The organism is Rhodococcus sp. ZPP, assembly GCF_017656075.1.
Classification (GTDB): Bacteria; Actinomycetota; Actinomycetes; order Mycobacteriales; family Mycobacteriaceae; genus Rhodococcus_F; species Rhodococcus_F oxybenzonivorans.
Genome location: NZ_CP058638.1, coordinates 793,939 through 813,186 on the forward strand (window position 1 = coordinate 793,939; position 19,248 = coordinate 813,186).

Below are 19,248 nucleotides of genomic sequence, written 5' to 3' on the forward strand. Positions count from 1 at the left end.
GTTCGGTCGGCGATCGGCTTGCGGAGGGGTCACAGGCCCGACGGACTCGAAGGCAGCGGGTTGATTGTGTCACTGTCCCAGGTGATTCTCTGATCGGGTGTCACGGGCAGCGCTTCGAGGTCGCCGGCAGCGACAACGGCATCTACGCAATCGCGCGATGCTCCCACATACGTCGTCATGAGGTCGATGTCCGTCGCCACGCACCATGCCCGATCATCGGGCCACCACAGATGCGGGCTCATCCCGTCCGGGAACCACTTATTGGCCCCGAACCGGATATCAGCCAGATCGATTCCTCCCGAGAACAGGGCCATCCTGCGGTTGGGCATGGGCAGCTGCGCGTAGTTCGACGGAACGGTGAGGAATCCGGATCCTTCCCAGTGGGCGAACCAGCACAGCTCCGGTGTGGACGTGAACCGCCGAAGAATGTCGGCCAGCGCGCGTGTTGTTCGCGCAGGCAACGAGCCGGTGACCGGGGCGTCGTGCCATAGACCCTCCTGTTCGCTGGTGTGCCAGCTGCCCACGATGGACCCCCAGTCCATGACGGGGTGCGCGAGGGTGCCGTCGGCTTCGGCGACAGCTGCCCAACGCACCGGCTCGTCGTCAAGGGTGGTTGCGGGGTGGAAGATTCGGGCGTACGCGGGGAATACGGGTGGCACCAGGGCGGCGACGGTGTGGTCGAAGTTGTGCACGTGTTCGACGATCCAGGTGCCGGCGGTGGTATCGGCTGCCAATCGGAGGCCGCGCTCGGTCCAGTCCTGGCTATCTGTCGTTTCGGGATCCCAGGCCATGGTCCTACTGCACCACATCGCGAAGATTCGGGTACTGACAGCCACGTACGAGACTGAGCGATAACCGATCGCTCTCAGGTCATGGGGTGGCGGTGACACTCGAGATCGCATAGGTGGTGTCACCGGCTGGGGATCCGACGATCGATTCCAGCCACGGCAACTCGATCGGGTCCCGGAGAGCATTTCCGGTGAGCAGGTCGTACTGGGAGAACACAGGACGGCCCTTGTAGTTGACGGCGGTGACAACGGAGCCGCTCACCGAGCTTACGGTGGCGTCGGCACCCTCGGGAATTGTCCATTCATGGGTTACCGTGGGCGATCCCGCAACGGAAACCGACAGCACGTCTGCGTCCTCGTTGAGCCAGAACAACCGATCGCCCAGAACCGCCATGGTTCCGCGAATGGCACCACCACGAGCCTCGGGCATCACCAGTGGCGTTTCGATTCGCGATCCGTCGACGACATCGATCGTCACCAGGGTCATAGCAGGACCGACGGTCTCATCCATTCCGTAACGGTAGGTGCCGTAGAGGGCGAGGATCGATTGTCCGTCTGGCGAGCAGACCGATGTGCGTGAGGCGGGGCTGAAATCGCTCGGGCTGTCCCATGCACCCCGCACCACCAGCTCTCCTCCGGGCGGCAGCTCGTACAGCCGATTCGGGATGGGAGCATCAACAGCCCGCCAGTTATCGACGACCGCGAAGTGACGGTCACCGCAGTAGGCCGTCGTGCGGACCATGCCGGGAACGGACCCGTGCAGAATCCAGTGTTCGGCACTGACGGACACGTAGCTGTTCGAGCGGCCGCTGTTGAACCAGATCGTGGTGGCGCCGCTGTCCGGGTTATTCGAGATCGACGCAACGGTGTGCTCGGTGATCGGGGTATCGATGCGGGCGGTGTCGGTCAGTGTGGTCACTGCCCGGGAGGAAGCGGTGACGACGTTGTGGCGTGAGGCCACGACCTGGTTGCCGTCGACGCGTCCGTTTTCCATACGGCCGACGACGTTTCCGCTTTCGTCGAAGACGAACACCAGGGTCCGACCACCGGATGATTCGACGGTGAGGCCGCCGAGGGACACGGCTCCTACGGCATTCGCGGGCAGCGTTTCGATATTCGCACCCGGATACTGCGGTGCGGTGCTGCATGAGGCAGCCAGGAATGACCGCGGCCAACGCCATAATGCGGGCAACACCACCTCTCGACGACGCCTGCAACCCGTACGGATCACTCCTGCACTCGGCCTCAACCATCCGCTCACAGTGCCATATGCACTCGGGGAACCGGGAGAACCGGTCACCGATCGTTGTCCGGCACGTGCTTGCAGTGAGTCCGCTCGGTGCTGTCAATGTCCATCTGCGATAAGAACTGGAGGTCGCGTTGCCGGTTCGAGGGACTGTTCGCGTTTGGCACGGCCAATGGGGAGTTCTCGACGCTACCGAGACACCGGGCGGTTGCTGGGTTGAGGCCGGCGAGATCTTGGATGCGGAAGGCACTCCCGAGCTGCTACCTGGCGAGTACGTCGATTTCGAGTGGCAGGACCTATCTGCCTCACCGCAACACGTTCTCATGTATCGAGCCCGTAATGTTCGCGCAGTGGACTTCGAGACGGAACGCGATGACGAGGACCGCGACCTGCTAGACCGTGAGGAGCCCGTCATCGACGGAGATCCCCCGCACACGATCGAAGACATGGTCTGCGACTCACTGGAAGGCCAAGATCCTGCGGCCACGCTTCAGCCAGTAGGCGGCCACGCAGTCACGTTCAGAGACGACCGCGCTGGCGACGACAACGACCTGAACGCTCTGATACGAACATCTGTTCAGGCCGAAGAACTTGCCGAGGCCGAATGGGTCGCCCAGGGGTTTGCCCCGATCACACATATCCCAGGGGCCGATCAGCTCCTCGCCTACGACGCAGATCTGATGCGAAGAATCATCGAGATGGATGAGCCAACGCAGCGGAAGGCCGCCCGTTGGTGCGCAATTCGCGCGTACGAATACGCCGGCCTCGCTGACCGCGAATGGGTCGCTCCAGCACTGACCGCACTCAGTAGCGACCAACCACCACCTGCCCCGTTCGAGGACATCCAGCACGTCTCCGCCAGGTGGCAGACCGACCGTGAGAACGACAAAGACGAACCGATCCGACCGTTCCACGAGCTGCGCGGACCGTTCGACCACGGCGGGGGAAGCCTCCCCTATCACGCCATCCCGGCCTACTTCAGCGCACTCGACCCAAACCCACTGGCCGCCGTGATACGCACACTCTCGCACGCATCACACACTTACGGTGCTGACGTCGATCGACTGCACGCGGCATTCAAGGACGAGTACTAAGGCGGACGACATCCATGCGGCCCGTCCCCGGAACGAGATCCGCTTTTGGGACGAGCGCCTGACCCTTCCGGTGCGCGCTGGGCGCCGATCTCGTCCCGGTGCAGGTTCGGTAAACGGGGTAAACGGGCACATGCGGGTTGGCTTTGCCTGGCCTGGCCTATCCCTGACGTGTTTGTCGCTGGGTCCGGGTGTTGTCAAGCAGGTCTGCCACTTGGAGCGGCGGCGGGAGGATGCCTGAAGGCGAGTACGCGGGGACGAGAACCTTTTCGGCGACCCAAACCGTCCCCGATGCATCGACCGCGACGTCCGGATCGGGGGTGTGAACCTCGACGCGGGTCAGTATGTCTTGGGTGAATGGATCGACCAGTGTGAGGTGCCAGTACCGGCGGTTGTCGAACAGGGCCCGCTCCCGGTCGTGGTGCATGATCCAGACCCAGCCGTCGGCGGTGCCGGCACGGAATCCGGAGACCGGACCCGGCATCGGTTCGCCTACCGTCAGGTCGGGGTGGAGCGCGCGAATGATGCCGCGCAGATCGAACAGCTGCGGCGGGTCAGCGGTGAGTACGGCGTCGTTGTCGAGATCCTCGATCTCCGGGCCGATCGTCAGGGCTCCGTCGAGGTCGACCGCTACCACGAAGCCGGTACGGGGCAATCCGGTCCGCTGCCGGACCAGTACCCAGAACCCATCAGGCCGTTTGGTGACCGCCATGACCTGGCCGGCGGGGGCGTCGATCTCGGTGTGGCTGCCATCGGGATGCCACAACCCCAATAGTGTTCGGTCCTTGTCGCCGGTGCAGGTGAGCAACATCCGATCGAGCGTGGTCTAGGTGCCGACCGACCGATCGCTGAGCCGGCGCGCGTTTCCACTGTTGGCGCAGCGGTAGATCCCGTCCCATCCGGCTGCCCAGCACCCTTCTGCATCGGCATGCACTCGCCAGGGGTGCCCGGACGGATTCGGGTAGATCCGGCCCGGCAGCACGAATTCGGTGAGGCCCTGGTCGTCGAGGCGCACGACCTGCGGCAGCTCATGGTCGGCCACCCACAACTGATGGCCGTAAGCGGAAATTGTCGCCGGCACGATTGACGGGCGCAGCGGTGGCGGAGGCACGTCGTCGAGGTCCAGTTCGGCCAGCACCCCACTCTCATGGTGCACTGCCGCCGAGATACGGCGCGCCGATAGGACACGGCCACGTGCTGATCCGGTAGTGGCATAGGAGAAATCGCCGACGAGGCGCCCGGTCAGCCGCACCCGTCCCACGGCCGGTCGTCGGCTGTACCAGGTTGCCTCCCACCCGTCACCGTGCAGCAGGATTCTCCATTCCCACCAGCGCGGGGACGGGCGTGGGGAATCGAGGGACGGTTGGAGTACCGGAGGGCCCAGGGGCTCGGCGTCGGCCTCGATCGTCGACAGTGTCAGATCATCGTCGTCGGGCGGGACCTCGTTGAACAGCAGCCAGAACCGGCCGACCTCTCCGACCGTCGGACGCGGAATCTGTCCGTCCTGGATCGCGGTATCCGTCGCGAGCAGCCGCAAGCGCCGACGCGGGCGCCACCTCTGATCGTTGGCTGTCATCGGTTGCTCACCACCACAAGCCATGGGCGAAGTCCATGAATGCAGTGTCCGCCATCCCGCCGCCGATGAGCCCCGGAATCTCGGTCAGCGATCGTCATTCAGGAATCGTTGGGTGTGCCGTCCGAGGCGCCGCACCCTGGATCACTGCGTACCCATTGTCACGTTGAAAACCAACGCAAGAAAGCCAACTACCAGGATCCCGACCAGGAAAGCCACCACTGCCATCCTCAACTGCCTAAGCGTCACGTACACAACACCGGCAACCATCAGCGCTGTGATCAGCGGAAATACCAGGACAGTGACAGACCAATGCAGTCCGTAAAGATCCTGCGGAACCACCCAAGCCGAAGCCCACCAATATGCGACGCTCAGGGCGACGCCACAGACTATCTGCGCGACCTGCCGGACATCTCGCATCAGGTCGCGAGGTTCTGAGGCATCCTTCTCAGTGCCACTCATGTGGTTGTCCTCCAGCGTGATTGAGCTGATTGTCCTTCATTCGCCCAGTCGATCCAAAGCTCCGAAGCTCCGAAGCTCCGAAGCTAGGTCTCGGCTGAAGACCCAGCTTTCCGGGTGGGACCTACCGCGGACGGTCCCACCGACAGTACTGACAGCATGAGCCGCGAGGCTGCCTCGAACGCCGCAATCTAGACCGTAAGCGGATCGATGACCGGTCCAGGATCGCTCCTGCGACCACACGTAGGTTCTCGACCGTATCGTTGCAGAGTATGACCGTAAGCACTCCATCGTGGGTCGAGTTGATGGGCCGTCATGCGGCCAGCGACATGCTCTATACCTCGGCGTCCTTGAGCTATCGATACGTCACTCGCACGGGCGACGTCGACGAGGGCACATGGGAATTCTGGCACGGACCCGGTAACCAATGGCGTATCGAAAGATCGGGTCAGCCGATCTTGATCCGGAACGGCGAACTCGCGTTCAGTTGGCGTGACGGTGAGATGCATCGAAACACAGGTCACATCCAACTTCACATTCTGAAACCAATCAGTCCTCTCTTGTTTGTAGGACCCGAGTCATTCCTCTCGCCCTCCACCCTCAGTAAGAACACAACACCCGCTAGGTCCCCCATCGGCATCACTTTCGGCGAGGCAGAAATCCATCGCGTCCCGCAGATTGGGCTGCTCACTGCTCAGTCGCTCCATCCACTCGAGCTGCCTGGGACCGATGAACTCGTCCTCGGCGGTGCGAGCCAGCTGGCGGTACCAATCTCGGTGCCGCCGGCGCAGGTCGTGGTAGTCACCGTTGTGCTGGGCCTTCTCCCTGCCGTAGGCACGGAGGGTCTCGAGCAGTCTGAAGCGGACCAGGGAGTCGTGTTCTTCGCGGATCAGGATCGACTTGTCGACGAGGGATGCCAGTGAGTCCAGTAACGCCTCCGGCGACATGTTCTCCCCGCACACGTGTTCTGCGGCATCCAGTTCGAAGCTGCCGGGGAACACCGACAGTCGTGCCCACGTCAGTTGCTCGAGCGGGGTGCATAGGTCGTAGCTCCAGTCGACGCACAACCGAAGCGTCTGCTGGCGCGAAGGCGCGCCTCGGTTTCCGCGAGTCAACAACGCATAGCGGTCGGAAAGCCGTTGCAGAATCTGTTCGGGCGACATCGCACGCAAACGCGCCGCCGCCAATTCGATCGGCAGCGGCAGCCCGTCCAACCGGTGACAAATCCGCGCTACAGCGGACTTGTTGGCATCGGTCAACGCGAAGGTCGATACCGCCGTGGTGGCGCGTTCGGTGAACAGCGAGACGGCGTCGTAGCGGGGCAGACCCTGCAGGGACGGCTCGCGGTCGGGGTCGGGGACGGTGAGTGGGGGAACGCGCAGTGCTGCCTCCCCGGCAATTGCAAGGGGTTCGCGGCTTGTCGCGAGGATGCGCAGATTCGGGTTCTGCTGCAGCAGAACCGTCGCGAGATCGGCCACCGCGTCGACCACTTGCTCGCAGTTGTCCAATACCAGCAACAGTTCTCGCGACGACAGGAAGTCCAGCAGAATCTCGCGTAGCGACCGGTCAGTTTGGTCCCGCAAACCAAGCGTGGACGCCACCACGTCGATCAATCGGGACGCAGTGCGGACCTCGTCGAGCTCGACGAACCATGCTCCGTCGGCGAACTCGCGGCGGATAGTCGTTGCAAGCCGAAGTGCGAGACGTGTCTTCCCGACTCCGCCGATTCCGACCAACGTCAGCAATCGTGACGACGCCAGTAGATTCTTCGCCTCGGTGATCTCGTGCCTGCGACCGACGAAGCTGGACAAATCCAGGGGGAGATTCCCCCTCTCGTGGTGGGAAGGGTTCAGGTGAATCCTCTCCTGCGGTGGTGGTTCTGTTTCCGGGGCGGGTCGCACGTGGAGCGCCATGTCGTCTGCAGATATCCCGCGGCTACGTCGGATCTCGCGCAGATTCTCGCCCAACGCTAGGGCTGAGGGTTGCCGGTCCTCGGGGCGACTGGCCATTGCCTGCTCGATCACGGTAGCGACATCGTCGGCAATGCCGTGATCCCGAAGATCCGGTGCGGATTCCGTTGTGATGCGGATGAATTGGGCGACCAACTGTTCGCCGCTGCGGCGCTCGAATGCAGCGTGGCCGGTGACTGCGCAGAACAGGGTGGCTCCGAGTCCGTAGATGTCCGAGGCGGGGCTCGGGGCCGCGCCGCCGAGGACCTCGGGCGCAGTGAACGCGGGTGAACCGGTGACGATGCCGGTCGCGGTCTCGAACCCGCCGGATATATGCGCGATCCCGAAGTCTGTGAGCGCCGGCTCACCATAGTCGGTGAGGAGGATATTCGCCGGTTTGATGTCGCGGTGGACGATGCCCTCGCCGTGGGCAACCTCTAACGCGCCTGCAAGTTTCACCCCCAACTGCAGTACGTCGTCCACACCTAACGGACCGTGCCGTCGGATACGTTCGTCCAAGGAGCCCTGCCGGTGGTACGGCATCACGATGAATGGTTGTCCGCTGTCGGTGACCCCGACCTGGAAGACATTGACGATATTGGGGTGGCCGGTCAGGCGGCCCATCGCCCTCTGTTCGCGAAAGAAGCGCTCCCGGTTCTCCTCCGCGAGATCGTTGGTGAGCACCTTCACGGCGACGGTCCGGTCGAGTGCAGGTTGCGTGCACCGGTACACGACACCGAAGCCTCCACGCCCGATCTCCCGGGCGTCGTCGAATCCGTCAGCCGCCAGTTCCGACGCGACCGACGGGGTCACATCGCGATGGGTCTCGAACGGATCGATATCGGACATCGTCCGGATCGATTCATCCGGTCCGCGATGTGTTCGATGAAATCTGCACGTTCAGCCTCTCGATGACGTGTTTCCAGGATATCGCTGACGGTAGCCTGAACGATGCGAGCTACGGTAGCCTCGAACCCCCTCACGACACCTACAGACTCGATGCTGCACGAACACGTGTGGCAGCGCAGATGCTGCGTTCACGCTGGCGGCGGCTCCCTTATACCGTCGAGCATGGCGCTCTGGGGCGCTCGGTGTGGATCTCGTCGTCGGCGACAATTTGGTCGAGCAAGCCGAGGCGCACGGCCTCGGTGGCCTCGTCGATCTGGGTGAAATCCATCGACATGCCTGCGGCCGCCGTGGAGATGGGCAGCTGCAGGACACCGTCGATGAGTGTGGCGGTAGTGGTCGGTCGGTGTGTGTCTTGTCGGAGGGCCTACCTCCCGGCAGTTTCGGCGGCGCGTAGGTCCTTGCGGAGGATCTTGCCCGCGGCGGACTTCGGCACCAGGTCGATGAACTCGACCTTGCGGACCTTCTTGTGCGGCGACACCCGCTCGGCGACGAACCCGATGACCGCGGCCTCGTCGAGTTCGGCGCCCTGCTGCTTTACGACGAACGCCTTCGGCACCTCCTCACCCTCGTCGTCGAGGACACCGATGACGGCGGCGTCGGCGATCTGCGGGTGCGTCAACAGCAACGCCTCCAGTTCGGCGGGCGGCACCTGGTAGCCCTTGTACTTGATCAGCTCCTTCATCCGGTCCACGATCGTCACGACGCCCTCGGCGTCGACGGTCGCGATGTCGCCGGTGTGCAGGAACCCGTCCGCATCCAGGGTCTCCGCGGTGGTCTCGTCGTTGCCGAGGTACCCGGCCATGATGTTCGGGCCCTTGCACCACAACTCACCCGGTTCGCTGACCCCGTCGGCCGGGTAGGCGACCTCCTCGCCGGTGGCCGGGTCGACCAGCTTGCATTCCATGTTCGCGATCGACGGCCCCACCGAGTCCAGGGCGATGTCGTCGCGGTCGAACGGAATCGCATGCGAGACAGGGCTCATCTCCGACATCCCGTAGCCCTGCCGCACCCGGCAGCCGAGCCGGTTGGCGACGGCCTTGCCCAGTTCCTGATCGAGCGGGGCGGCGCCGGAGAAGATCGAATGCACGCTCGACAGGTCGTACTCGTCGACCAGCGGGTGCTTGGCCAACGCCACCGCGACCGGTGGGGCGATGAACACATACGTGCACTTCTGCCCGGACACGATCGACAGGAATTCGACCAGGTCGAACTTCGGCATCGTCACCAAGCTCGCCCGGTTGTACAGGGCCGCGTTCAGCAGCACCGTCATCCCGTAGATGTGGAAGAACGGCAACACCGCCAGCAGTTTGTCGTCGGCGCCGATGCCCATCCGCGGGTTGATCTGGCAGACATTCGCCACCAGGTTGCGGTGCGTGAGCATCACGCCCTTCGGCCGGCCGGTGGTCCCGGACGAATACGGCAGCACCGCCAGCTGGGTGGCCGGGTCGAACGACACGTCGGGGGCGGGGGCGCCCTCGGCCAGCAGATCTTTCAGCGACGGGTGCCCGTCGGCGCCGTCGAGGACGATCACGTTCTCTACCGGAATCCCGACCTTCGCGGCCGCGGCCTTGGCCTGCGGCAGCAGCGGGGAGACGGTGAACAGGAACTTCGCCTTCGAGTCGGTGAGCTGCTTGGCGATGTCCTCGGCGGTGTAGAGGGCGTTGATGGTGGTCGCGACACCACCGGCCCGGAGGATCCCGTGGAACACCGACGCGAACGCGGGAACGTTCGGCGAGTGCAGACCCACCACCTCGCCGACGGCGAGACCGCGCGCGGCCAGCGCCCCGGCCACCCCGTTGATCTGGGCGACCAGCGACTGGTACGTGGTGACCGCGCCGGAGGCACCGTCGATCAGCGCAGGCCGGTCCCCATCGGCCGGATCGACCTGGCCGAAGAGGAAATCGTAGACACTGAGGTTCGGAATCTCAACGTCCGGAAACGGGCTCTTGAAGCTCACTGGGGCCTCTCCCTCGAAGTGTTGCAGCAGTGGTGAATGGGTCACGTGGCCCGGTGGCCGGGCGCCGGTGGCGAGTCCGCCGCTCGCGATGATCGGGACGGACAGTGCCCGGGCCGCGGCGGGGATCAGCACGAGCCCGGGACATCGTCCTCGCCGGGGTGTCCGGCGCACTCGAAGCCGTCGATGCCGATCGCGTCGACCCCGAGTTGTTCGGTTTTGAGGGCGTGCCCGGACTACGCAGCAACTACCCCGCGCCTCCGGCAAGCTGGTGAAGCGACTTCTCAAACTCTGATTGCCGAGTCCTGTCTCTCGCGGCCTGGTTCAGGCTCGCCAGTACGGCCTTCGCCGCTCGCTCGCCCGCCGTCGCTGCGTCGGCGAGCGACGGCAGATCGAGCTGGTAGTCGCCGGCGAGGTGGATGGTTCCGAGCGGATCACGCAACGTTGGAAGCGAGTTCCTCCGCCCGGGCGCCCAGAAGGGCACGACCCGACGGTGCCGTCGCACGATGCCCTCGCCCAGTTTCCCTTCCAGTTCGGGGAACACTGCGAGCAGGTCCTTCGCAAATTGCGAAATGATTTCCTCGTCGGGGAGGTCGAACAACGCGTCGGCGTGAGCGCCGCCGGCGAAACAGGCCAGCGCTCCACCCGGCCTACGGTCGTCGCCGTTCCGCATCGCCGCGGCGTGGTTGAACATCGCCTGGAACGACAGTTGCGGTGTCGAGACAGCGAAGTAGTCGTCCCAGCGTTGCGGCCCGACTTCGTCGGTGAAGAATCCGACGATCACGTACCGGCCGTAGGTGATGTCGTTGAAAGCATTCCGGTGCTGCTGCGGGAGGTCCGGGATGATTCGCTCGGCGATATCGGCGGGTGCGGTCACGATCGCGCGCTTTGCCCGCAGCCGCACCGGTCGGTCACCGTCGTGATAGTCGACGACCACGCCGTCACCGTCCTGCCGCACCGAGCGCACCACCGAGTTCAGCCGGATCCGGCCACCGAGATCTTCCGTCAGCACGTCGGTCAACGTCTGATTGCCACCCACCGGCAGCGAGAAGTTCGGGATCTTCTCCGGGTCGGCCAGCGCGAGGCCCACCGACGTGACGAACTGGGTGGCGGCCGTCTCCTCCACCTCGCATCCCATCCACTGCGCCGACCACGACCGCACGACGGCGGCGGCCAACTCCGACCGGACACCCTTCAGCAGGTATGACGCCAGCATGGTGTCGAGCTTGGCGCGAACCCGTTGCGCGATACGGCTCTGCGACTCCAGGAACGGCATGACCGAGAGGATGCGCGCGCCGACGATGGCCATCCCGAGACGGTCCAACATGGTCATCCGCGTGCGGAACATGAGCGCGACGGGGTTCGAGGTGTCGACCACCTCGCCGTTCAAGTACAGCGCGACGCTCTTGCCTGCGAGCGAGCCCATCTCGATGCCGTGCCGGTCGAGGGCATCGATCAGCGTGCCGGTGCCCTCGGTGAACTGGGTGCCGACGTTGATCCAGTAGTCGCCCCGACGGACGGTCTCGACGCGTCCACCGGTGCGCTCGGTGGATTCGAGCACCACCACGTCGGTCTCCGGCGCCAGCGTGGTGGCCGCCATCAGACCCGACATTCCGGCGCCGACGACGACAACCTCGGTGGTCTCTTCGTGCATGACATGCGTTGACATTTCGGTTCCTGACTATGGATCGATCACCACGGAGGGTTCGGCCGCTTACGCCGTTGCTGGAGCGCTGCCGCTGACCGTCTGGGCGTCGACGCGCTTGTTGTAGGCGTCGAATGCTCGGTAGGCGCGGTAGTACGCGAACATCTGCAGGCCCCACGTGGACAGTGCGAAGATGTAGAAGATCGTGTGCTCGGCGTCGTCCCCTGGAATGGAAACGAAGTCGTAGGTCGCCGCGATGACGAACCCGCAGGCGGTGGCGACGGCGGCCCACGCCGCGTGCCCGCGCTCGCCGATGCCCCACAGTCGCTTGACGAAGTAGATGAGGAAAATCGTGGTGAGCACGTTGACCACGATGTAGAAGAACTTGCCGGGCAGACCGATCTCCTCCGCGAAATGGCTGAGGAGGAAACCCACCACACCCGCCAGGGCGAACGCGCCGATGTCCACCGCCGCGGACGGCTTGTACCGGTGGGTGACCTTCATCAGCCCCAGGACCAAGATGAGCGTGATGCCGATCGACCGGGAGAAGGCGTCCAGGAAGTAGGCGAAGGCATACATCGGGCTGTCGTGACCAGCCTTCAGGAGACCGTAGAGCAGGAAATTCGTGCCCGACGTCGCGACGACGATCCACTCGATGCCGAGCAGGTAATTCTTGTAGTTCCGGATAAACTTGATCCCGTAGGTGAATCCGACGGCGATCATCCAGATGTCCGAGACCGCGAAGAGCAGTTCTTTGATGGACATGAGCATCTCCTTGGAAGGTGGCTTACGCCGATAGTTATTTCGTGAGTGCTGCCAGGCGGTCGGAGGCGCGGTCGGCGAGCCAGGCCGCGTACAGCGCGGGGCCGCTGACGAGGCTGGGCCAGAAGCGCTTGCGCCTGTGCCAAATTGCCGCCAGGTCGTCGTGCAGCGGCGCGCCGCCGATGCGGTCCGCGAGCAGGTGGCCCACATACTGTGCTTGGGCGAAGCCGTGGCCGTTGCAGGCGAGCGAGTACAGCACGTTGTCAGAGGCCTCGCCGGCGGCGGGGAGCCAGGTGGAGCTCATGCCGATCCAGCCACCCCACGCCCGCTGCGGCTTGACGTCGCGCAGGCCCGGGAATCTGTCGTGGAATCCGCGGACGAGATCGTCTGCGACGTTCCGCGCGGGGGTGCGGTCGGGCAGTGGGTTCCGCCCGGTCTGTACGCGGCGGGTGCCGAACACGATCGTGCCCCGCGGGGTGATGCGGTAGCTCTCGATGATCATGTGCAGCGTGACCATCGGGGCACGGCTAGTCCAGCCGATCTCGTCGAGTCGCTCGGGTGCGACGGGTTCGGTCTCCACCAGGGACGTCCACACCGGGCTGGCGAGGTGCTTCGGTGCGATGGACAAGCCGTTGCTGTTGGCGTTTGTGGTCAGCAGCGCCTTGCGAGCCCGAATTCTTCCGTCCGGTGTTTCGACGGTGACCCCGCCGCCGGTGTCCGTGACGTCGCGGGCGAGGGTGTGCTCGTAGACACGCACGCCGGCCGCGATCGTCGCGGCCCGCAGACCGAGCACGAACTCCCCCGGGTTGAGCGTGCCGCCGACGCCCTCACGCACTCCGCCGAGGAAGCCGTCCGGGAGGCCTGCTGCGCGACCTTCGACGAATTCGGCCGACGATCCGGCCGCGGCCATGACCTTCGCGTTGCGGCGTGCGTGCCGCAGCTGACCCTTGGACACGGCGGCCATTACGATCCCCTCCTGCTGGTAGCCGCAGTCGATCCCGTGGTGTGTGATGGCATCTTCGGCGAAGTGCACCGCGTTCTCGGCGTACCGGTAGAGGTCGCGCAGCCGTTCGCGCTTCAGCAGGAAGCCCAGCATTTCCGGATCGGCGGCGATGGAGTTGGTGATGTATCCGGCGTTGCGGGAGGTCGCGCCCCAGCCGAGGGTCTTCGCCTCGAGGAGGACCACGTCAACGCTTCTCTCCGCGAGGCGCAGTGCGGCCGACATGCCACCCCCGCCGCCGCCGACGATCACCACGTCGCAGTCGATGTCACCGCGCAGGGATGGTTCAGCGGCGACAGGCGTTGCGGCCCAGCCAGTGTCGTGGATCAGCTCCATGCTTCTACTCCGTCTCATCTGCAGGAATGACCGCGGTGCCGCGAGCGCGCACCGCGACCAGGGGCGTCTCCAGGACCTGCGAGCGGCCGGTGTCGTCGGAACCGCGGCAGATCACCCGGAGCTCGAAATCGACTGTGCGGCTGCGGTTGCCCTTTTTCACCAGCGCGGCCTCGGCCTCCACGACATCGCCGCCACGAACCGGGGCGAGGAACTCGACGGACGAGTAGCCGGCGAACAGCCCCTCGTGGCCGTCGATCTCGATCGACAGGTTCGTGCCGACGTCACCGAACAACTTCAGGGCGAAGGCACCGTCGACCAGGTTTCCGGCATAGTGTGCGTCGGAGAAGGCGACATAGCGTCGGTGCACGGTCTTACTCATGAGATTTCCTGATGGATGGGGCCGAGGGTGCGGGACTGCGCTTCGCCGTCGATCTGGATGCCGGGGTACCCGCGCTTGGCAATCTCGGTGCACATCCGGCGGTACTTGCCCACGCCACCCACGTAGCCCATGAAGGTGTTGGGCTTGCCCTCGATGTTGGAGCCGCGATACCAGGAGTCGGTCGTGGCATACAGCGTCTGGGCGACGGTCCCCTCGGTGATGTCCACCCAGTCGTCCTGGGCCTCAGGGGTGGCCTCGATCAGCGTGGCGTTGGAGTCGCGGGCGTGCTCGATGAGGTCGGCGATCCAGTCGACGGCCTGCTCGATCGTCACCACCACGTTGCTGGCCAGCGCGGGACTCAGCGGTCCGCCGACCATGAAGAAGTTGGGGAAGTCGGCGGCCATGACCCCGAGGTAGGAGCGGATACCGTCGCTCCAGGCCTCCTGCAGCTTCTCGCCGGACGCGCCGGTGATATTCAGCCCGTACAGCGGGCCGGTGAAGGCGTCGAACCCGATCGCGAGCACAATGGCGTCCACCTCGTAGGTGCCCTTCGAGGTGACGATCGCGTTCTCGGTCATCGTCTCGATCGACTCGCCACGCAGCGACACCAGCGACACGTTCGGCCGGTTATAGGTCTCGTAGTAGTCGGTGCCGAACACGCTGCGCTTGGCGCCGAGTGGGTGGTACTTGGGCACCAGCAGTTCCGCCGTGACCGGATCCTTCACTATCTCGCGGATCTTGTCGTGGATGAATTCCGAGGCGGTCCGGTTCGCCTCGGGATCAGTGAGCAGGTCTGCGAACTCGGCGCCGACGCCCTGGAAGCCGCTGCGCTCGTAGGCTTCCTCGTAGCGCCGCTGACGCTCCTCGTCCGAGACGTCGAAGGCGTTGTCGGTGACGGGGCGGTCGGGGATGCCGCCGGGTGAGTGCCGGCATTCCTCGCGGATCGCCGGGTAGTCGTCCTTGATGGTGGCGACCTGCTCCGGGGGGAGGTCGGCGTTGCGTGCGGGCATCACGTAGTTCGGGGTGCGCTGGAACACCGTGAGATGCTCGGCCACCTCCGCGATCAGGGGGATGGCCTGAACGCCCGAGGATCCGGTGCCGATCACGGCGACGCGCTTGCCGGCGAGGTCGTCGAGTGAGATATTCCACCGGCTGGTGGATACCTGGAGTCCGGTGAAGTTCTCGAGGCCCGGCACGTCGAAGTCCTTGGGGGTGGACAAGCCGCCGGCGCCCGAGATCAGGTAGCGGCTGCGGCGCGTCGTACCGTTGTCCAGCTGTACCTCCCACAGCCGGTCGGCCGCGTTCCATGTTGCGCCGACCACTCGGGTGTTGAACGTGAAGTGCTTACGCAGGTCGAAGCGGTCGGCGACGTGCTCGATGTAGCTGAGGATTTCGGCCTGCGGCGCGAATCGCTGGCTCCACGTCCACTCTTGCTGGAGCGCCTCGTCGAACGAGTACGAGTAGTAGATGCTCTCGACGTCACAGCGGGCGCCGGGGTAGGTGTTCCAGAACCAGGTACCGCCGACGCTGGGTCCGGCCTCGAATCCCGCGAAGGTCCACCCCGCGCTCGTGAGCCGGTGCGAGAGGTAGAGGCCGGAGAAGCCGGCGCCGACGCCGATGACATCGACGATCCCGGGATCCGAGGTGGAGGGGAAGTTCATGGAATTTGCCGCTTTCGTCTTGGTGATCATATGACTCGATCAATTGACTCAGTTCAGTAGACCAGTGGTCCCGGTCACAGTCAAGAGGTGACGCGAAAGTAGTCCTGGTCGCTACATCGGAAGGTGGGGTGAATCGACCCCGACAACTCGGTCGCCGCAGAACACACGGACGGACTCGCCGGGGGCGTGACCGCCGATTCCGGACGTGCCCCAGAAGCTCTGTGCCGAACCGTCGGCGAGATCGGCGACCTTGGCGCCGTTCACGCGCACCTCGCCCGACAGCACCCGGGATCCGACCTCGATGGCGCGGTCCAGGTCGCCGCCGAACACGTAGGCGTCAAGACCCGACGGGTCGGCGTTGGCGACGCGCAGTGCGTCTTCGTCGGATCCCACGGCGTGCAGGCTGACGATCGGCCCGAACAGCTCGGCGGTCGCTACCGACGCATCGACTCCCGTAGCGACGGTGGGCGAAAGGAAGAATCCGTCGAGTGCGGGGAGTTGTGCGGGCTGATGAATGGTCGCGCCGTGTGCCCGCAGCCCTTCGATCCGGCTCTGCAGCGTGGCGAAATGCGGCGCGTTCGAGATGGGGCCCACTTGCGTGGTCTCATCGAGAGAGTGCCCGATCTCGATGCGGGAGATGCGATCGAGCAGCGCGTCGAGGAGCGGCTCGACGAGACTCCTGTGCGCCAGCACCTTGCCGGGGCCCTCGCACCACTGACCGTTGAGTTTGGTCATCCCCTCGAGGATCCCGTCGGCGGCCACGTCGATGTCGGCGTCGTCCAGGACGAGGGCCGGATTGTTGCCACCGAGCTCGAGCTGAAGCACCTTGAAGTCTTCCGCGGCCGCGCGGGCGATCGCCCGGCCCGCGGTCGGGCCACCGGTGAAGGAGACGACCTTCACCCGGGGATCACCGGTGATCGCCGCGCCCACGTCTCCTGCGCCGTGGACGAGCTGCAGCGCGCCCGCGGGCAGTCCGGCTTTGACGAAGCTCTCGACGATGATCTGGGCGCTGCTCGGCGCGTGCTCCGAGGGCTTGAGGATGACAGGGCACCCGGCGGCCAGCGCACTCACCATCTTCGCGGCGGGAATGAAACTCGGACCGTTCCATGGGGTGAGGATGGCCGCGGGCCCCCACGGGACCTTGTACAACCGCACGTCGCGGCCGCCGGCCGCCAGCGCCGTGCGCCGCGGAATGGCGCGTATCTCCGCCGCGGACGAGCGGATCCTGTGCGGGAGGAACTCCGCGACCATCCGGGCCTTCGCGATTGGGACACCGCTGGTGAGGGCGTCGGTCCGGGCAATGTCCTCGATCCGGGTCTCGACGATCTCAGCTGCGCGCTCGATGACCGCCGCACGTTCCTCGCTCGCCGCGTCGTCCCAGCGTTCGAAGCCGTAGGACTGTTCGGCATGGCGCAGCGCGCGCTCCACGTCGTCCGGAGTTGTGGTGACGGCCCGGTGGACGGGTTGGCCGGTGTTGGGGTCGAGATTCCACGCGTCCGGGATCGTCCGGCACTCGGACCACTCGTCGGCAATGTAGTTGACTGGCTGGGACAGTTGCGGATTCGCCATCTGGGGCTCCTTGGGTGCTCGTATGGGGCGGGGTTCACACGGTGAGGTCGGCGACGATGCGGGTTACCTCTCCCGATTTCATCGCTTCGAAGCCCTTGTCGACCTCGTGGAACGGGATGACGTCGCTGACCATCTCGTCGAGCAGCAGCCGACCCTGCAGGTACAAGCGGGCGAACTGGATGATGTCCTCGTGTGCTTGGCCGGAGCCCATGTAGGAACCGATGAGGCGCTTCTCACCGAAGAAGAAGTCCGACGCAGGGAGGGTGAGGTCGGTGCCGTCGGGCGCGATACCTACGAGGCATGCGGTGCCCGTGGCCCGCAGAATCGCCAGCGCGGTAGCCGCGGTCCGCGCGTTGCCGACGGCCTCGAACGAGTAGTCCACCCCGTCGCCGAGCACGTTCCGGATCTCGGCAGGGACATCGGCCGCCCCGTTCACGACGTGCGTGGCACCATAGGTCCGCGCGGCCGCGAGCCGGGCTTCGTCGAGATCCACGGCAACGATCGCCGAGGCGCCCGCGAGCCGCGCCCCTTGAATGATGGCCGACCCGACGCCACCACAACCGATCACGGCCACGGTGGCGCCGGGGCGGACCTGGGCGGCGCGGAACACGGCGCCGACACCGGTGATGACGCAGCACGAGAGCAGGCACCCGACATGCAGTCCCACCTCGTCGGGAACTTTCACCAGCGAGTTCTCCCGCATCAGGGCGTGGCGGGAGAACGCGCCGACGTCACCGAGTCGTTCGACGACGCGTCCCCCCGGCAGCTGGAAAGCCGGGCGCGGCCGCTGCCGAATCAGCGCGACACGCTGGCACTGCGTCGAATGCCCGACCTGGCAGTTGCGGCACAACCCGCACGACGGCGTGAGCGCGCCGACGACGCGGTCGCCCGGGCGCAACGAGGTGACCTCGGAGCCGACCGACTCGACGACGCCCGCCACCTCGTGCCCGACGACCACAGGCAGGTCGGCACTCACGGTACCGGTCATGTAGTGCAGGTCGCTGTGACACAGGCCGACATTCGAGACGGCGAGGCGGACCTCGTGGGGCTCCGGGTCGTCGACCTGGATCTCGGTGAATTGCAGCGGTTCGTTCACCGCAGTGAGGACAGCTGCTTCGGTGGTGATCATCATGTCTCCGATCTCGATTGCACTATTGCGACGCCGACGGCGCCGCGTTCTTCGATGTCCAGAAGCCCTCGATGCCTTCACTGAAGGCGCCGGACTCCCACGACTGGCGGGCGGCGTCGTCTTCACGGGCGAACGCGGCCTCGATGTCTTCGGGGCGCGGCCGCAGCAAACCCAGGTGCAGCGCGGTGATACGAGGGTCGGAGTTCCACTGCCGGATCACCTCGACCGCGCGGTCCACGAGCGCCTCTGGGGCCGTGATCTCGTCGAGCAGCCCGATTCGCAGGGCCTCGTCCGCGCCGACCCGGCTGGAGCCGAGAATGATTCGCATCGCGTGATTGCGCACCAGCCGGCCCATCAGGAGGCTGGCAGCGTTCGAAATAATGATCCCGCGGTGGTTCTCCGGTTGGTAGTACTCGGCGGTGGGGCTGCCGATCCGGGAGTCGCAGCAGAGCGTGATCTCCGAGGCACCGCCGACCGCGATACCGTTGACGGCGGCAATGACGGGGACCTTCGTCTCGAGAATTGCCCGGGTGATGTCGTGGAAGGTCGCGAAGGCTTCGCGAATCTCGTCGTAGTCGATCGGCACCGCCTGCAGGTCCTCCCCGGCGGAAAATGCCCGCCCGGTGCCCGTGAGGACGATCCCGCGGACGAGATCACCCGCACCGAATCGGCGGATCGTTTGCGCGAGCAGCACCCGGGTGGCCACGTCCACCACGTTCAGCTTCGCTGGGCGGTTAAGCGTGAGCACCGCGACATCGTCGTCGATGTGCACGTCCAGGTAGCGGTCGGTCATGTCTG

Annotated in this window: 15 protein-coding genes and 2 pseudogenes; 1 reads left to right on the top strand and 16 read right to left on the bottom strand. The window is 65.3% G+C overall.

The features are described from left to right. Positions 1 to 29 precede the first annotated feature (29 nt). Both HYG77_RS03705 and HYG77_RS03710 read right to left on the bottom strand, forming a co-directional pair. Complete coding sequence (locus tag HYG77_RS03705) at positions 30 to 791, bottom strand: hypothetical protein (protein ID WP_244373449.1); 762 nt, start codon at positions 789 to 791, stop codon at positions 30 to 32. 79 nt (positions 792 to 870) lie between these two features. Next, complete coding sequence (locus tag HYG77_RS03710) at positions 871 to 1,869, bottom strand: hypothetical protein (protein WP_208961867.1); 999 nt, start codon at positions 1,867 to 1,869, stop codon at positions 871 to 873. A gap of 515 nt (positions 1,870 to 2,384) precedes the next feature. Here HYG77_RS03710 and HYG77_RS03715 point away from each other — a divergent pair. Beyond that, complete coding sequence (locus HYG77_RS03715) at positions 2,385 to 3,128, top strand: hypothetical protein (protein WP_208961868.1); 744 nt, start codon at positions 2,385 to 2,387, stop codon at positions 3,126 to 3,128. 157 nt (positions 3,129 to 3,285) lie between these two features. On the opposite strand, the gene HYG77_RS03720 is transcribed toward HYG77_RS03715, so the two are convergent. The 14 genes and pseudogenes from HYG77_RS03720 to HYG77_RS03785 all read right to left on the bottom strand — a co-directional run bounded on the left by HYG77_RS03720 (position 3,286) and on the right by HYG77_RS03785 (position 19,243). After that, positions 3,286 to 3,936, bottom strand: coding sequence for a hypothetical protein (locus HYG77_RS03720; protein ID WP_208961869.1), 651 nt, complete (start codon positions 3,934 to 3,936; stop codon positions 3,286 to 3,288). A 15-nt stretch (positions 3,937 to 3,951) separates the two neighbouring features. Continuing rightward, the gene (locus tag HYG77_RS03725) at positions 3,952 to 4,701 is read right to left on the bottom strand and encodes a hypothetical protein (protein WP_208961870.1); all 750 of its coding nucleotides are present in this window, start codon (positions 4,699 to 4,701) and stop codon (positions 3,952 to 3,954) included. Positions 4,702 to 4,842: 141 nt separating this feature from the next. Then, complete coding sequence (locus HYG77_RS03730) at positions 4,843 to 5,160, bottom strand: hypothetical protein (RefSeq protein WP_208961871.1); 318 nt, start codon at positions 5,158 to 5,160, stop codon at positions 4,843 to 4,845. Between the two features lie 629 nt (positions 5,161 to 5,789). Then, positions 5,790 to 7,955, bottom strand: a pseudogene (locus HYG77_RS03735) (protein kinase); the annotation flags it as partial. Between the two features lie 424 nt (positions 7,956 to 8,379). Further along, positions 8,380 to 9,972, bottom strand: coding sequence for an AMP-binding protein (locus HYG77_RS03740; RefSeq protein ID WP_208961872.1), 1,593 nt, complete (start codon positions 9,970 to 9,972; stop codon positions 8,380 to 8,382). 63 nt (positions 9,973 to 10,035) lie between these two features. Then, a pseudogene (locus tag HYG77_RS03745) lies at positions 10,036 to 10,199 on the bottom strand (nitronate monooxygenase); the annotation flags it as partial. A 17-nt stretch (positions 10,200 to 10,216) separates the two neighbouring features. Then, the gene (locus tag HYG77_RS03750; RefSeq protein WP_244373451.1) at positions 10,217 to 11,638 is read right to left on the bottom strand and encodes an NAD(P)/FAD-dependent oxidoreductase; all 1,422 of its coding nucleotides are present in this window, start codon (positions 11,636 to 11,638) and stop codon (positions 10,217 to 10,219) included. A gap of 45 nt (positions 11,639 to 11,683) precedes the next feature. Beyond that, positions 11,684 to 12,379, bottom strand: a complete 696-nt coding sequence (locus HYG77_RS03755) for a transporter (protein WP_208961873.1) — start codon at positions 12,377 to 12,379, stop codon at positions 11,684 to 11,686. A 34-nt stretch (positions 12,380 to 12,413) separates the two neighbouring features. Then, entirely contained in the window at positions 12,414 to 13,712 is a 1,299-nt protein-coding gene (locus HYG77_RS03760) for an FAD-binding oxidoreductase (protein WP_208961874.1), read from the bottom strand. Between the two features lie 4 nt (positions 13,713 to 13,716). Beyond that, complete coding sequence (locus tag HYG77_RS03765; RefSeq protein WP_208961875.1) at positions 13,717 to 14,091, bottom strand: hotdog domain-containing protein; 375 nt, start codon at positions 14,089 to 14,091, stop codon at positions 13,717 to 13,719. Beyond that, on the bottom strand, positions 14,088 to 15,752 hold the full coding sequence (locus HYG77_RS03770) for an NAD(P)/FAD-dependent oxidoreductase (RefSeq protein ID WP_208963274.1): 1,665 nt from the start codon (positions 15,750 to 15,752) through the stop codon (positions 14,088 to 14,090). Before HYG77_RS03770 ends, HYG77_RS03765 begins: the two co-directional genes overlap by 4 nt. 111 nt (positions 15,753 to 15,863) lie before the next feature. Beyond that, the gene (locus HYG77_RS03775) at positions 15,864 to 17,321 is read right to left on the bottom strand and encodes an aldehyde dehydrogenase family protein (RefSeq protein ID WP_109329087.1); all 1,458 of its coding nucleotides are present in this window, start codon (positions 17,319 to 17,321) and stop codon (positions 15,864 to 15,866) included. 34 nt (positions 17,322 to 17,355) lie between these two features. Next, positions 17,356 to 18,450, bottom strand: a complete 1,095-nt coding sequence (locus tag HYG77_RS03780; protein ID WP_208963275.1) for a Zn-dependent alcohol dehydrogenase — start codon at positions 18,448 to 18,450, stop codon at positions 17,356 to 17,358. A 22-nt stretch (positions 18,451 to 18,472) separates the two neighbouring features. Beyond that, positions 18,473 to 19,243 carry an enoyl-CoA hydratase/isomerase family protein gene (locus HYG77_RS03785; RefSeq protein ID WP_109329085.1) on the bottom strand — a complete coding sequence of 257 codons (771 nt, stop codon included), beginning with the start codon at positions 19,241 to 19,243 and terminating at the stop codon, positions 18,473 to 18,475. Positions 19,244 to 19,248: the final 5 nt, after the last annotated feature.

Coding starts and splice junctions, on each gene's coding strand:
- HYG77_RS03730 (WP_208961871.1), bottom strand. CDS start 5,160: ATGAGTGGCACTGAGAAGGATGCCTCAGAACCTCGCGACCTGATGCGA.
- HYG77_RS03770 (WP_208963274.1), bottom strand. CDS start 15,752: ATGAACTTCCCCTCCACCTCGGATCCCGGGATCGTCGATGTCATCGGC.
- HYG77_RS03760 (WP_208961874.1), bottom strand. CDS start 13,712: ATGGAGCTGATCCACGACACTGGCTGGGCCGCAACGCCTGTCGCCGCT.
- HYG77_RS03775 (WP_109329087.1), bottom strand. CDS start 17,321: ATGGCGAATCCGCAACTGTCCCAGCCAGTCAACTACATTGCCGACGAG.
- HYG77_RS03765 (WP_208961875.1), bottom strand. CDS start 14,091: ATGAGTAAGACCGTGCACCGACGCTATGTCGCCTTCTCCGACGCACAC.
- HYG77_RS03725 (WP_208961870.1), bottom strand. CDS start 4,701: ATGACAGCCAACGATCAGAGGTGGCGCCCGCGTCGGCGCTTGCGGCTG.
- HYG77_RS03720 (WP_208961869.1), bottom strand. CDS start 3,936: ATGTTGCTCACCTGCACCGGCGACAAGGACCGAACACTATTGGGGTTG.
- HYG77_RS03705 (WP_244373449.1), bottom strand. CDS start 791: ATGGCCTGGGATCCCGAAACGACAGATAGCCAGGACTGGACCGAGCGC.
- HYG77_RS03755 (WP_208961873.1), bottom strand. CDS start 12,379: ATGTCCATCAAAGAACTGCTCTTCGCGGTCTCGGACATCTGGATGATC.
- HYG77_RS03780 (WP_208963275.1), bottom strand. CDS start 18,450: ATGATCACCACCGAAGCAGCTGTCCTCACTGCGGTGAACGAACCGCTG.
- HYG77_RS03785 (WP_109329085.1), bottom strand. CDS start 19,243: ATGACCGACCGCTACCTGGACGTGCACATCGACGACGATGTCGCGGTG.
- HYG77_RS03750 (WP_244373451.1), bottom strand. CDS start 11,638: ATGTCAACGCATGTCATGCACGAAGAGACCACCGAGGTTGTCGTCGTC.